The 14,328-nt window shown below is 64.5% G+C and carries 13 protein-coding genes; 9 read left to right on the plus strand and 4 right to left on the minus strand.

Annotated features, from left to right (window positions below; all coding sequences use genetic code 11):
- Positions 1-155 precede the first annotated feature (155 nt).
- The 5 genes from M2361_RS04090 to M2361_RS04110 are packed head-to-tail and all read left to right on the plus strand — an operon-like array spanning position 156 to position 6,967.
- The gene (locus M2361_RS04090) at positions 156-1,613 is read left to right on the plus strand and encodes an MFS transporter (RefSeq protein WP_259246344.1); all 1,458 of its coding nucleotides are present in this window, start codon (positions 156-158) and stop codon (positions 1,611-1,613) included.
- Entirely contained in the window at positions 1,610-3,151 is a 1,542-nt protein-coding gene (locus tag M2361_RS04095; RefSeq protein WP_259246345.1) for an FGGY-family carbohydrate kinase, read from the plus strand. Before M2361_RS04090 ends, M2361_RS04095 begins: the two co-directional genes overlap by 4 nt.
- Positions 3,148-4,827 carry a glycerol-3-phosphate dehydrogenase/oxidase gene (locus M2361_RS04100; protein ID WP_259246347.1) on the plus strand — a complete coding sequence of 560 codons (1,680 nt, stop codon included), beginning with the start codon at positions 3,148-3,150 and terminating at the stop codon, positions 4,825-4,827. The genes M2361_RS04095 and M2361_RS04100 overlap by 4 nt, the downstream gene beginning before the upstream one ends.
- Positions 4,824-6,380, plus strand: coding sequence for an FAD-binding oxidoreductase (locus tag M2361_RS04105; protein WP_259246351.1), 1,557 nt, complete (start codon positions 4,824-4,826; stop codon positions 6,378-6,380). Before M2361_RS04100 ends, M2361_RS04105 begins: the two co-directional genes overlap by 4 nt.
- Positions 6,381-6,382: 2 nt before the next feature.
- Positions 6,383-6,967: a glycerol-3-phosphate responsive antiterminator gene (locus tag M2361_RS04110; protein WP_259246352.1), complete on the plus strand. Its 585-nt coding sequence runs from the start codon at positions 6,383-6,385 to the stop codon at positions 6,965-6,967.
- 76 nt (positions 6,968-7,043) lie between these two features.
- Here M2361_RS04110 and M2361_RS04115 read toward each other — a convergent pair whose 3' ends face one another.
- Positions 7,044-8,261: a hypothetical protein gene (locus M2361_RS04115; RefSeq protein ID WP_259246353.1), complete on the minus strand. Its 1,218-nt coding sequence runs from the start codon at positions 8,259-8,261 to the stop codon at positions 7,044-7,046.
- Between the two features lie 221 nt (positions 8,262-8,482).
- On the opposite strand from M2361_RS04115, the gene kdsA reads away from it, so the two are divergent.
- Positions 8,483-9,340, plus strand: a complete 858-nt coding sequence (gene kdsA, locus M2361_RS04120) for a 3-deoxy-8-phosphooctulonate synthase (RefSeq protein WP_100856300.1) — start codon at positions 8,483-8,485, stop codon at positions 9,338-9,340.
- Positions 9,341-9,409: 69 nt separating this feature from the next.
- On the plus strand, positions 9,410-9,718 hold the full coding sequence (locus tag M2361_RS04125; RefSeq protein ID WP_100856299.1) for a carbohydrate isomerase: 309 nt from the start codon (positions 9,410-9,412) through the stop codon (positions 9,716-9,718).
- Here the strand turns inward: M2361_RS04125 and M2361_RS04130 are convergent.
- Positions 9,715-10,209, minus strand: a complete 495-nt coding sequence (locus M2361_RS04130; RefSeq protein ID WP_259246355.1) for a GNAT family N-acetyltransferase — start codon at positions 10,207-10,209, stop codon at positions 9,715-9,717. The genes M2361_RS04125 and M2361_RS04130 overlap by 4 nt on opposite strands.
- Before the next feature lie 98 nt (positions 10,210-10,307).
- On the opposite strand from M2361_RS04130, the gene M2361_RS04135 reads away from it, so the two are divergent.
- Positions 10,308-11,939 carry an intermembrane transport protein PqiB gene (locus tag M2361_RS04135; protein ID WP_259246356.1) on the plus strand — a complete coding sequence of 544 codons (1,632 nt, stop codon included), beginning with the start codon at positions 10,308-10,310 and terminating at the stop codon, positions 11,937-11,939.
- Between the two features lie 126 nt (positions 11,940-12,065).
- A complete protein-coding gene (locus tag M2361_RS04140; RefSeq protein ID WP_100856297.1) occupies positions 12,066-12,314 on the plus strand; it encodes a hypothetical protein in 249 nt (82 codons plus the stop codon).
- 102 nt (positions 12,315-12,416) lie between these two features.
- Here M2361_RS04140 and M2361_RS04145 read toward each other — a convergent pair whose 3' ends face one another.
- A complete protein-coding gene (locus M2361_RS04145) occupies positions 12,417-12,725 on the minus strand; it encodes a hypothetical protein (protein WP_259246357.1) in 309 nt (102 codons plus the stop codon).
- Between the two features lie 137 nt (positions 12,726-12,862).
- Entirely contained in the window at positions 12,863-14,284 is a 1,422-nt protein-coding gene (locus M2361_RS04150; RefSeq protein WP_259246358.1) for an MFS transporter, read from the minus strand.
- Between the last annotated feature and the right edge of the window lie 44 nt (positions 14,285-14,328).

Consider the following 14,328-nt stretch of genomic DNA (forward strand, 5'->3'; position numbering starts at 1 on the left):
AGGGTTTATCCCGATACGCCTTCTTCTTGACACCCCTGTGCGCAACCCATAAAGTCACCGCACAGATTTAGATAAAAGACCATCTGTAGGGTGGTCTTTTATTGCGCGCAGTTTGCGTCGACCTCTTACAGAAATAATTCCAAGAGGAGACGACTGTGCAATCATCGACCGTAAAAATACGTGGCATCGACGATGTCATCGCTTATATCGATTCACGCCCCGGTATTACTGGCCGGGCCGGCCTTATCTGGTGGCTGGCGCTGGGCGGACTGTTTCTGGATGCCTTCGCCAATTCCGCTTTGAGCGCGGCATTGGGCCCCATGACGCGCGACCTGGGTTTGACCGCCGGGCAGGTGGCGCTGATGACGTCGTTCGCGGCGTGGGTCGCCATCGCCTTCAACCCCATCGGCGGGTGGATGGCTGACCGCTGGGGCCGCATCCGGCCCTTGATCATCGCCAAGTTCCTGGCCGTGATCGGCGCGCTGCTGGTGATGTTTGCGCCCAGTTTCGAAGTCATCCTGGTGGGCCGCTTCTTTGTCGGCGCGGCCTACGGCATCGACTTCGCCATTGCGATGGCTGTGCTGGCCGAGTTCACGCCGCTGAAATTCAAAAGCCGGCTGAACACCTGGCAGGGCATGTGGTACACGGCCGTGTGCACGAACCTGCTGCTGGCGATGCTGTTCTTCTCTTGGGACGTGGGCGATTCGATCTGGCGCTATTCGGTGGCGGCCACCGCTGTCTTCGCCGTCGTCATCCTGGTGCTGCAACTGAGCTACATGATCGAAAGCCCGATCTGGCTGGCCCGCAAAGAGCGTGTCGAACAGGCGGCGCGCGCCATGACCCGCATTTATGGCCAACCCTTCGCCGCCGCGCCGGTGCATGAACGGGTGCCGGTGACCAACCAGGCCAAGCGCGGCATGGCCAACGTGTTGCTGATCTTCCGTGGCGTCTACCTGCCGCGCACGATTCTGGCGGCCACCGTTCAGATCGGCCAGTCGATCCAGTATTTCGCCGTGGGCTGGTACTTGCCTTTGATCAGCGCCGCCCTGTTCGGCAAGGACTTCATCTTCGCCACCATCGGCGCTCTGGTGTTCAACGTGTTCGGCATCTTTGGCGGCTTCTTGTCGCCGTACATCGGCCGCAAGCTGGGGTTGCGGCGCGCGTCGGCGTTCGGCTTCGCCGCGGTGTTCCTGATGCTGCTGATCCTGGGCACCTTCCACGGCAAGATGCCGCTGTGGGTGGCCGTCATCGTGCCCTCGCTGTTCATCCTGTTCCACTCCGGCGGTCCGGGCGCCAATGGCAAGAGCCTGTCGTCGCTGTCGTTTCGCAGCGAATTGCGGGCGGGCGCCAACGGCATCATCGGCGCGCTGGGTTCGACGGGCGCCGCGATCGGGCTGCTGGTGTTCCCGCTTTTTCGCGAGAACTACGGGCTGGAAAAGACCTTCCTGATCCTGTCGATCGTGCCGCTTGTCGCCAGCATCATCTGCTTCGTGATCAAGTGGGATCCCACCCGCACCGCCATCAACCCCGATAACGAAGCCGGCGCGCCGCAGTTCAAGGACGACGTTGTGCTGCCCGCCCTGGACCCCGCCATTGGGAAAGCCTCGCGATGACAAACAAGAATGTGATTTTGGCCATAGACGAAGGCACATCCGGCACGCGTGCCGCCACGGTGTCCGCCGATGGGCAGGTGTCTTGCCTGCAGTACGCGGTGTTGCATGTGGACTCGCCCAGGCCGGGTGTGGTGGAGCAGGACGCCAACGACATCCTGGACCGGACCATCGACGTCTGCCGCGCCACCATCGCGGATGCCCAGCGCGCCGGGCAGGAGATCGTTGCGCTGGCGCTGGCCACGCAGCGTGCCACGGCCGTGCTGTGGGATACGCATACGGGCCGCGCACTGGTGCCGGCCATGGTCTGGCAAGACACCCGTTTTGTGGATGAATTGGACCGGCTGGCGCCGGAATGGGATGCGCGGCTGCGCGAGCGCGTCGGTCGGCCGGTGGGCGTGCGCTCGCTGTATCTGTGGGCCGCGCGCCATCTGCGAGATACGCCGCAGGTGGTGGATGCGTGGCGCGACAAGCGGCTGGCGTTCGGCACCGTGGACACCTGGTTGCTGTGGCACTTTTCGCAACGGCGCGAATGCGTGACCACGCCGACCAACGCCACGTCCGCGGGCGCCTACGTGCTGGCCGACCATCGCTACTACCTGGAATGGGCGCAGGAACTGGGCTTCCCGCACGAGCTGTTGCCCACGCTGCGTCAGGACGCCGATGACTTCGGGCGCACCCGCCCCGAGGTCCTTGGCATCGACGTGCCGATTCTGGCGTCTGCCGGCGACCAGCACGCGGGCGCCATCGGCCTGGGCTGCCTGGACCGTGGGCAGGCGATGTGCGTGCATGGCACCGGCAGCTTTGTGGACCTGATCATCGGTACCGAGCCGCCCGCGAATGCGGGCATGTCCGACGGCTCGCTGACGATGACGGCGCGCCGCCAGGGCGGGGTGTCGCACTTTGCGGTCGAGACCTTTGTGGCGACGACCGGGTCGGCGTTGAACTGGGTGTGCGAAAAGCTGAAGTGGTTCAAGGACGCGCACGAGATCAGCGCGCTGGCGCAAACCGTGGACTCTTCAAACGGCGTGACGTTCGTGCCGGCCCTGACCGGCCTGCGCGTGCCACGTATGGAAGCCGCCGCGCGCGCCTCGCTGACCGGCGTGTCGATGGCCACCACGCAGGCCGAAGTGGCCTACGCCATTCTGGAAGGCATCGCGCACTCGGTCGCCAGTTGCATCGAGGCGGATGAGGAAGCGTCGGGCGTTCGGGTGTCGGAACTGGTGGTGGGTGGCGGCCTGTCGCGCAGCGATCCCTTGTTGCAGATCCAGGCCGATCTGATCGGCATCCCCATACGCCGCATGCAAGAAGCGGACCGCGCCAGCCTGCGCGGTATCGCCTATCTGGCGGGGGCGTCCGGTTTGCTGTGGCCCTCGCTGCACGAAGCCCGCAAGACCATCGTGACCGACGCCGTGTTCGAACCCGCTGTCGATGCCGGTGAACGCGCGCGTCGACGTGCCCTGTGGCACGCCCGCGTCGGGTCGGAATTGGGGCACGTAAAACAGTTCAAGCAAGACAACCAGGAGGCATTGCAGAAATGATCGGGTGGCTATCCAGACAGCCCAGAAAGGACCGGGCCGACATGACCAGCACCGAGCCATTACGCCTGAATCGGCAGGAACATTTGGACCGGTTGGGCAGTGAACAATTCGACATGTTGATCGTGGGGGGTGGCATTACGGGCGCCTATGCGGCCTTGGATGCCGCCTTGCGCGGATACCGTGTCGCCGTCATCGAGAAAGACGACTTTGCCTCGGGCACGTCGTCCAAGTCCTCGAAGATGGTGCATGGTGGCCTGCGTTACATCGAGCAGGGCAACCTGGGCCTCGTGCGCCATTCCCTGCACGAGCGCCAGCGCTTGCGGCGCAATGCGCGGCACCTGGTGCAGCGCTTGCCGTTCCTGTTTCCCATCCTGGAACGCGACGGGGTGTTCGACAAGCGCTTGTCCAAGGCGTTTGAAAGCCTGCTGTGGACCTACGACATGGCCGGCGGCTGGCGCGAAGGCATCCTGCACCAGAAGCTGACCGCGGCGGAAGTTCTGTCGCATTGTCCGACCTTCAAAGAGGACGGCCTGCTGGGCGGCTTTCTGTACTACGACGCACGGGTGGACGACGCGCGCCTGACGCTGACGGTTGCGCGCACCGCCGCCTTTCACGGCGCGGCGGTGGCCAACCACGCCAAGGCGGTGGCGGTAACGCGCGACGCGCAAGGCAAGGTCGATGGCGTGATCGTGCACGCGGACGGGCGCGAAATCCGCGCGCGGGCCCGTGTGGTGATCATGGCCACGGGGGTGTGGCTGCGCGACTGGACCGGCGCGAAAAAAGGCGATGAGCCCGCCTTGCATGTGCGTCCGGCCAAGGGCGTGCACGTAGCCGTGCCGTGGATGAAGATCCGCAACGACTGCACCGTCACCATCCCCGTGCCCGGCCGAAGCCGCCGCGCCACCATCACGCGCTGGGGCGACGTGTCGTACCTGGGTACGACCGATGAAGACTACGACGGCAATCTGGATGACGTTTACTGCACGCGGCGCGAGCTCGACTTCCTGCTGGAAGGCGCGCGCTCGGCGTTGAAGACCGACCTGCAAGCCGAAGACGTGGTGGGCAGCATCGCGGGTTGCCGTCCGCTGGTGGCGCCGCCAGGCGGCAAGACGCTGGAGATCAAGCGCAACCACGAGATCCGCGTGTCGGCCGACGGCCTGGTCACGATCGTGGGGGGCAAGCTCACCACGTCGCGGCACATGGCGGAACAGACCATCGACGCCGCGCAGCAGGTGCTGGGGCAGCGCAATGCCTGCCAGACCAAGAAGGCCTATTTGCTGGGGGCGGCCGGCTACGACCCGCAAGCCATCGTGGCGTCTGGTGGCATGTCGGCACATCTGGGCGAACGCTACGGCACCGAGGCGCGCTTTGTCAGCGACCTGATGCAGGCGTCGCCGGCCTTGCTGGCGCCCATTGTCCAGGGCCTGCCTTACACCGAAGCCGAAGTGCTTTACGCGGTGCGCCATGAAATGGCAGGCACGGTCGAAGACGTACTGGCCCGGCGCATGCGTACCCGCCTGATGGCGCGCGACGCCTCGGCGCAAGCGGCCGACCGGGTGGGACAGATCTTGCAGGCGGAACTCGGTTTGCCGCCAGCCACCATCACGCAGCAGGTCAGTGATTACCTGGCTGCCATCAAGCTCGAAAAATCCATACTCATGGGAGAGGAACAATGATCAGTAAAGAAGCCATCAAGCGCGGCTACAACCGGGGCAATTACGTGGTGGGCGCGCACACGCCGCCTGCCTATGCCGCCACCTTGGCAGGCACCGGCGCTGAAGCCGGTTTGCAGCGCGACCCCGTACGCGTCACTGACGCGCAGCTTGACGCCTTGCGCCACGTGGCTGACAACGTGTTGACCGCCACGGGCGACGTGGTGGCCTGGACCCGGGACTGGTGGGCCGGGTCGATGGTGTCGGAGACGGGCGGCAAGCCCGCCACGCCGCACGCGGTGATCGTGGCGGTGTCGTCGGTGGAGCAGGTGCAGGCGGTCATGCGCATTGCGCATGCCGGAGGGATTCCGGTCACCGTGTCCGCCGGCCGCAGCAACGTCACGGGCGCGGCCTTGCCCGTGCGCGGCGGCATCGTGCTGGACGTTTGCCAATTGAATAAGCTGATCGGGGTGGACCGCGACAGCCAGATCGTGGACGTGGAAGCCGGCATGTTCGGCGACGTGTTTGAAGAGACCATCCAGAAAGAATATGGGTTGACGATGGGCCATTGGCCGTCGTCGTTCGGCATCAGCACCGTGGGCGGCTGGGCAGCCTGCCGTGGGGCGGGGCAACTGTCCACACGCTACGGCAAGATCGAAGACATGGTGTTCGCCATGGACGTGGTGCTGGCGGACGGCAGCCTGGTCACGGTGGGCGGCTACTCGCGCGCGGCCGTGGGGCCGGACCTTCAACAGTTGTTCATCGGATCGGAAGGCACGCTGGGCGTGATTGTGCGGCTGCGTTTGAAGCTGCATAGGCTGCCCGACTATGGCCGCGCCATCGCCTACGGTTTCAAGACCTTTGCCATCGGCCTGGAGGCCTGCCGCGAGATCATGCAGCGCGGCGCAAACCCCGCGGCGCTGCGCCTGTACGACGAATTGGAAAGTGGCGTGCAGTTCAACCGGCCTGACCTGAACGTGTTGCTGGTGGCCGACGAGGGCGCGCGCCTGATGGTGGACGCCGTCATGCAGATCAGCGAAGGCGTCTGCGAGGAGCTGGGCGAAAAGCTCGACGGCGAGGCCATCTTCGAACGCTGGCTGGAAACGCGCTATTTGACCGGCAAAAGCGCCGAAGGCTTCAAGCGCAGCCCGGGCTTCGTCGCCGATACGCTAGAGATGTCGGGGCGCTGGAGCGACCTGTCCGCCATCTACGACGAGGTGGTGGCGGCGGTGAATGCGGTGCCCGGCACGCTGGCAGGGTCCGCGCATCAGTCGCATGCCTACGTCGATGGCGCCTGCCTGTATTTTTCGTTGCGCGGCGACGTCGCGGTGGAGCAGCGCGCCACGTGGTATCGCGCCGCCTGGGATGCCGCCAACGCCGTGCTGATTAAATATAATGCCGCGCTCAGCCACCATCATGGCGTGGGCCTGTTGCGGGCGCCGTACATGCAGGAATCGTTGGGCGGCGCGTTCAACCTGATGCTTGCCGTCAAGCGCCAGTTGGACCCGCAGAACCTGCTGAATCCCGGCAAGCTGGGCTTGAGCGATCAGCGCTTTTACGGTCAGGAAGATCGATAACCATGGATAGGTCATTTGGGGCATGTCTGGCGCGTCACCCGGTCATTGCGACCCTGTACGGGCTTGAGCAGATCAACACCTTCGTGGGCAGCGTGGCCGAAATCGGTATCGTCGCCAACGTTGAACTGCGCAAGCTGGCGCCCGTCATCGCCACCTTGAACCGCGCGGGCAAATTCGCCATCGTCAATATCGACAGTTGCGAGGGCCTGTCGCAGGACAAGGGCGGGGTGGAATACCTGGCCGATATCGGCGTGGCCAGCCTGGTATCCACCCGCGTGGCCACCATCCAGCGCGCCAACCGGGCGGGCATGGTCACCATGCAAAAGGTGTTCGTGACCGACCGCTCGACCTGGCCGCGCAGCGTCAAGGCGCTGGAGCAAAGCGACCCGAACCTGGTTCAGCTGATGCCGGCGCCCATGCTGACGCACATGGCCAAGCAAGACTTGAAAGCCCTGCCGCCCATCGTTGCTTCGGGGTTCGTGTGCAACCAGACGGACATCGGCATCGCCATCAAGCACGGCGCGGTGGGTGTATCCACAAGCGACCCGGCGTTGTGGAGCCTGGAGGCCAGGCAGATCAAGGGTTGAGATGGGCCGGGAGGCCGCCGCCGACCGTGCGAGGGCGGTGTCCTCCGGCGTTACCGATCAGCGCGTTGGCGCACGATTACGGCACTTCGTCCAATTCGGCAAGCTGGGCGTCTTCGGGGAAGCCGCGCGTGCGATACCGAACCGGGTACCCAGGTTCTTTGGTCAGCAGGGGCTCCAGCAGATGTGCCGACTGTTCCCAAGACACCACCCGGACTTCGCCGAGCTCGTCTTCGGCCTCGGGGCGCACCAGGGCCAGGCGGTCTACCTTGGGCAGCGACGTGTCGACCCCGCGCGTCCATGACGCCAACGAGAACGACATGACCGGGTCGTCGTCCGCCGTGAACAGGTTGTAGTTGGCCACATAGATATCCATGCCCTGTTCTTCGTGGATATGGTCCAGCGTGGCCTTCTGCGCGTCGTAGTCGGACTTGTCGAGCAGGCGGGCAAGATGCGCCTGGCGTTGCGCAAGCGACGAATCCCTGGGCACATAGCGCAGCGCTTGCCGCTCTTCGTAGTGGTACATGTGCGCGCTGACCGAACGGCCTTGCGTCAGCGCCTGATGGCAAAGTTCAACCATCGTGGTCAGGCCATTGGGGTCGTTGTCACCGGTCACGAGCAACACGTCGCGCGTGGGCATCATGAAGACCGGCCGGCCGCGCACCGGCACGCGTTCGATCATGTCGGGCAGCAGGGCGCGGCTGATGTCGTAGCCGTCGCCCCATGCGCCACGGAACACGCCGGGCGCAAGTTCGGTGAAGTTGTCCGGCGCGTCGCGCAGGTTATCGATGGCAATGGCCAGGGCCTCGTCGTACGTCAACTGCCAGGCGGCCTCGGGGCCGTTGGTCAGGGTAGAGATCGCGTCGGGGTGGTCCAGCGCCAGCAGCACCACGCAATCGTCTCCAAACGGCTGAAAAGCAGGGTGGAAGGCGCTATCGTCGCCTTCGGTACGCACGTGATGCAGGCGCACGTCTTCCAGCGCAGTACGGCTGCGGATCACGGCGCGAAGCATCGGCCTGATCACCGTGGCCAGCTGCGGCGTCGCCTGCTTGCTGCCGGCCAAGGCCGAGACAAAACCCTGCAAGGCGCGCTTTTGCTGCGCGCCCTGCGTGTTGCAGTAGGCATGGTAGGCGTTATGCAGGTTGAAGTACGAACCTTCGCCCAGCAGCAGGCGGAATTCATCGGCCTTGTAGGCCACGTCGCCCTCGAAGCCTTGCTTGCGCGCCGCCGCCACGAACAGCTTGGCGAACTGGTCCGGCGAGGGCGTGCGCCGGAACAGCGTGTCTAAGAAACCCATGAGCCCGCCTTTGATTCAAATGCTGGCCGGCGCAATGGCCGGGCCGCGACGGGTCATTGTGGACAGGGATATCCACCGCGTCCAGCGATAACGCCGCGCATGGCTGGCAGGGCGATGACCCGCGCCGCACGGCCGGCTTGGGCCGCAAGCGCGTTTTTCGGCTTGGGCTAGTTGTACATTACGCACTGTCACTCGCAAAATTTATACAGGATTCGCCCATCATGACCGCCCCAGAAGTCGTTATTTCCTCGTCGATCCACTGCGCCAATGATCGCCCCTTCGTGCTATTTGGCGGTATCAACGTACTGGAATCCCTGGATCTGGCGCTGCGCGCGTGCGAGGAATATCAACGCGTCACCCGCAAGCTGGGTATTCCCTACGTGTTCAAGGCGTCGTTCGACAAGGCCAACCGCTCTTCCATCCATTCCTACCGGGGGCCGGGCCTGGAAGAGGGCATGAAGATCTTCGAGGCGGTCAAAAAGGAATTCGGCGTGCCGGTCATTACCGACGTGCACGAACCCTGGCAGGCCGCGCCGGTCGCGGAAGTGGCCGACATCCTGCAGTTGCCGGCTTTCCTGGCCCGGCAGACTGACCTGGTGGTGGCGCTGGCGCAGACTCAGCGCGTGGTCAACATCAAGAAACCGCAGTTCCTCAGCCCGACCCAGATGCTGAACATTGTTGAAAAGTTTACCGAGGCCGGTAACGACAAGCTGATCCTGTGCGACCGCGGCACCAGCTTTGGCTACGACAATCTGGTGGTCGACATGCTGGGCTTTGGCGTCATGAAGAAAGTGACGAACAACCGTCCGCTGATTTTCGACGTGACGCACGCCTTGCAGCAGCGCTCGGCGCTGGACGCTGCGTCCGGCGGCCGACGCGCGCAGGTGGCCGAACTGGCACGGGCCGGCATGGCGGTCGGCCTGGCGGGCCTGTTCCTGGAAGCCCATCCCGACCCCAAGAACGCCAAGTGCGACGGCCCCAGCGCGTTGCCGCTGGACAAGCTTGAACCTTTCCTGACCCAGCTTAAGCAACTGGACGATCTGGTGAAATCCTTTGCGGCCATCGATATCGAACCCTGACGCGGGCGGGTATGCCACCACCGGCAACTTGCTATACGATCCTGGCCACACCACTTTAGGGAGGCCTGGATGTCTTTTTACGTGATCGTCGCCGTTCGAAAAGAGCCCGTCAGCGGGCACATCACCTATGTGCGCTGGGGCCAGGCCGAGCGCGGCGTACCGGGCTGGGTCACCGAACCCGGCACCGCGTCGGCTTCCGAGGTGATCGACGCGATCAAGGCCGGGGCGGATGTCGAAACCGCCATCAGCGTGGACGGCACCAGCGTTGCGCTGCGCCCCGTCCGGGTGCTGGTGACTGACGACGGGCGCGAGCGGCTTGCGTCCGTGCCCGCGCCCAGCTCCACGCTGCACACGCTGTTCGATCTGCCCGAGTTCTAGACGGGCTGGCGGCGGCCCTCGGCGAATTGCTTGAGCGCATCGTCCGTCAGGCGGTAGCGCACCCATTCATCCAGCGGTCGCGCGCCGATCGACACATAGAAGTCAATGGCCGGCTGGTTCCAGTCCAGCACGCTCCACTCCAGTCGGCCACAACTGTTGGCCACGGCTTCCTGCGCCAAGTGGCGCAACAGGTCGCGTCCGGCGCCAATACCGCGGTGCTCGGGCGTGATGTACAGGTCTTCCAGGTAAATGCCGTTCTTGCCTAGCCAGGTGGAATAGCTGTAGAAATAGACGGCGTACCCAATGGGTTTGCCGTCCACCAGACACATCAAGGCCTTGGCCGGCGCCCCGGGGGCGAACAGGGTGCGGGCGACGTCGTCGGCGCTTGCGATCACTTCATGCGCGGCGCGTTCGTAGACGGCCAGTTCAGTGATGAAGGCGTAGATCTGGGCCGCGTCCGTAGGGGTCGCGGGGCGGATGGCGATATTCACGTTGACTTCCTCCAAATAGGAGGGCCATGCTACCCGCTATTCCAGGCGCTTGCTGGCGGGCGATTGGGTCTGCTGCGTACACGAAGGAGATATCCTCGATGGCCGAGTCTGGTTCCGCAGCACCCGCAATTCCGCCGCGCAAGGCACGCCGCATATCGTGGATATGGCTGGTGCCCGTGATTGCCGTAATCGGCGGATTGCTGCTGGTGGTGCAGGCCTGGCTCAACGCGGGGCCCACGGCTACCATCCACTTCCAGACGGCTGAAGGCCTTGAGGCCAACAAGACGCAGGTCCGGTACAAGGAAGTCACGGTTGGGCTGGTGGAGCGCGTCAGCCTAAATCCGGAACGCAACGGCGTGGTGGTGACGATACGCGTCGATAATGACGCCGCCAGCCTGCTGCGGGAAGGCACCGTGTTTTGGGTGGTGCGGCCGCGCCTGACCCTTAGCGGTGTCTCCGGCCTGGGCACGCTGCTGTCCGGCTCCTACATTGGCCTGGACCCGGTGGGTAACCAAGGCAAAGAGGGTGCGCGGGGCGAACGGAAAACCGAATTCACGGGCCTGGAAGTGCCGCCTGAAGTGGCTCAGGACCGCGCCGGCAAGCGTTTCACGCTGCATGCGACGGATCTGGGCTCCCTGGATATCGGCTCGCCCGTTTATTACCGCCGCATTCCCGTGGGGCAGGTGGTGAACTACGGTCTATCCAAGGGTGGCGGTGGCGTGGACGTGCAAGTTTTTATCGACGCGCCCAATGACGCCTACGTCAACCCCAGCACGCGCTTCTGGAATGCAAGCGGCGTGGATTTCAGCGTGGACTCGCGTGGCCTGCAAATGCGGTCGCAATCCCTGGTGTCGGTGTTCATCGGCGGCGTGGCCTTTGATACCTTGGACCAGGACGGCCCCCAGGCTGCCGCTGACGGCGCAACCTACACCATTTTTCCCAATGAAGCGGCCGCCCGTGCCCAGCCAGATGGCGTGCCGCTGCGTATTCGCATGCGTTTTGATCAGTCGGTGCGCGGCTTGGCGGTCGGCGCGCCCATTGACGCCTACGGGGTGCTCATCGGGCAGGTCGATGCGATCAACCTGGATTTCGACGACGCCACCAAACAGTTCTTTGCGGAAGTTTCCGCCACGGTGTATCCCGAACGCCTGGGCGGACAGACATTCCGACGTATCAGGGAATTCTCGGGCGCCGACACCGCCCACCCAAGCGGCAAACTGCTGACGGCGATGGTGGCGCGCGGTACGCGGGCGCAGTTGCGTATCGGCAATCTGTTGACGGGACAACTCTATGTGGCGCTGGCCGAGTTTCCCGATGCGCCGCCGGCGACATTCAAGATGGAAGACCGGCCGTTCATCCCCACGGTGCCCAACAACCTGGATCAGTTGCAGCAGCAGTTGAACAGCATTCTGACCAAAGTCGACAAGGTGCCGTTTGATGCCATCGGCACGGAGTTGGCGGGTGCGCTGCGTGGCGCGTCCCGTCTGGTCAAGCGGCTGGATACGCAGTTGGCTCCCGAGGCGCAGGCAATGCTGCGCCAAGCCAACCGGTCGTTGGTCGTCTTGAGCGCACTGCTGACGCCGGATTCGGGGTTGCCGTTAAGCACTGAAACCGCACTGCGTGAGCTGGGCCGCGCGGCCCGCTCGTTGCGGGAATTGTCCGATTATCTTCAAACAAACCCGGACGCGCTTTTACGGGGCAGGGCGCCGGATGCGGCGCCGCGGCGGTAGGCGCCAGATGTCTTCCTGACCGGATGCCATTCACGGCGGATGGGGTTGGGCATGCCACTTGCTGGGTATTGCGCACGCACGGTCGTCGCGGTGCGGCGTCAGTGCGGTATCCAGGGGGGACATCGAATGGACCATAGTGAAATGATGGCGCGCATGATTTCTCAGCCCGTAGCGCCCGACCAGTTGGATGGTTGGGATGGCGTGTTGTCGGCGTATGCGGATTGCCTGTTGCAGGTGCAAGGCAAACTGACGGATGCGGATGTGGACCGATTCCTGGACGTTGGCGCCTTGGTTTTTCGCTCGTGCTGCCAAGACGAGGCGCGACAGCGTTGGACGGCCGAGGAAATGGCGACCTTTCAACGCAAGCCCGGCTGAGGTGCGTGAACAGGGCATTGACCCCGGCCCTCTGCGTTGGCTATCAACGCCGGGCTTCACCCCAAGCATCAGTCGCACGCCGCGCGCATCATCCAGAAACGGCTAATACAGGCACTGGCTAAGCGCAAACTTGCGGCCAAACGCGTGGACCTCGTCGCCGTCTACCGACGCCGTCACATCCCAGTGGCCACCGCGTGTCACCAGGAATGACTGACCGAAGAGCGCATGCCGCATTGCGAAACGCCAGAAGGCCGATTCCGATCCGATCGGTTCCAGGTCATGCGGACCGATCATCAGCCGAGTAGGGCGCGGGGTAGCGCCCAAAGACCACCGCAGGGCGATCGCCATGAAGGCGAATCGCGCGGTGATGGACGACGGTTGAACGCAAAGGACTCGAATCTTGTTGCTCATGGGCGCCACCTTCTTCAGGTGCCTGTGAGCGTAGCAAAGACCCGTGTGACGTTCTATACCGCCTTTGCTGTATTTCGGGTCCGAATAGTGCGAATTTTGATGGCAATGCCTGCTGCGGCGCACGCGCGCGGAGCGCGTCAGGCCGCGCGGGTCACTCGGGGCAGCAGCGCCAACGCCAACGCGGGGGCCAGCGCAAAGGCGGCAAAGAGCCAGCGTGCCGCGTGCCGGGCACCTTCGACGCCACCCGGGTCGGCTAGGCCGGCGCTATTGACCACCACGCCCGCCAGCGCCGCGGTGACCGCGGCGGCGTAAAGCTGCACGGTGGTAATCGACGACGACGTCAGCGTTTCCTCGCCCTTGGGCGCGGCGGTGAACACTTTTGTCAGCAGATGCGGCCAGGCCAGGCCAATACCGAAACCCACGCCCATCAGCGCAACAATGTAGGCGGCGAGCCCGGCGGCAGACGCCAGGATGGATGCTTGCGGCGTCATCACCGACAAGCCGATCAGCGCCGCCAGGATCACGACGGGGCTGATGCGCACCAGGCGGTCGGCGGCGGCCCCCGAGCGTGTGGCGCTGGGCATGGCGGAAAGTGTCCAGCCCGCGCCCATCGCGGCCGTCATGTAGCCGGCGGTCAGGGGTGTCATGCCGTGGATGACCTGCAGAAAGTAGGGCACGAATATCTCGGTGGCGATGGCCGCCACCACCAGGCACATCACGGCATACAAGGCGCCTAGCTGCGCGCTGATTGAGTAGGCGCCCGTGGGCAGCAAGCGGTTGCGGGCGCGCGAATCGACGCGCGCAACAGACGCCGCGATGGCCAACCCCACCGCGATGCCCGCCGCGTTCCAGCCCCACTGCGTCGAGAGGCTTGCCAGCGTGACGGCCAACACCGACGCCACCAGCAGCGCCAACGTGCGCAGCGGCAAGGAAGAGGGCGGCGCGGGCGGCACCGACGCCCGTCCACCCACCTTGAATGCGACGATCAAGGCCAGCGCGGCCGCTACTGGCAGCAGCGCCCAGAATGCCAACCGCCAGTGTCCCGTTTGCGCAAAAATGCCGCCAATCGCAGGGCCGGATAGCGTCGCCACGCCCCACATGCCCGACACCAGTGCCATGGCACGCGACCAGAGCGGGGCGTCGAACACCAGCCGGATCAAGGCATAGCTCAAGGCGAAGAGTATGCCGCCGCCCAGTCCTTGTACGCTGCGCCCCGCCAACAGCACCGGCATGCCGGGCGCCAGCGCACAGATGATCGCGCCCGCGCTGAACACGGCAACAGCAAAGAGATAGGCGTTGCGAGGCCCCAGCGTTTCGATCAGCTTGGCGGACAGTGCCGACCCGATGATGGAGGTCACCACGAACAGGGTCGTGTTCCACGCGTAGTACTCCAGCCCCCCGATGTCCTTGATGACGCTGGGCAGGATGGTGGTGACGATGTACACGTTGATGGCATGCAGGGCCACGCCACCCGCCAGGGCGATCGATCGCAGCGCATTGGCGCCCTGCAGCAAGTCGCCCCAGGATGCGCTGGACTCAAGGGTCGGGGTGGTGGTCACAGGCTCTCCGAATTATTTAAACAAGTTGTGGCTTGGATAATAAG

It is taken from the genome of Achromobacter sp. JUb104 (assembly GCF_024806975.1).
Taxonomy (GTDB): domain Bacteria; phylum Pseudomonadota; class Gammaproteobacteria; order Burkholderiales; family Burkholderiaceae_B; genus Achromobacter; species Achromobacter spanius.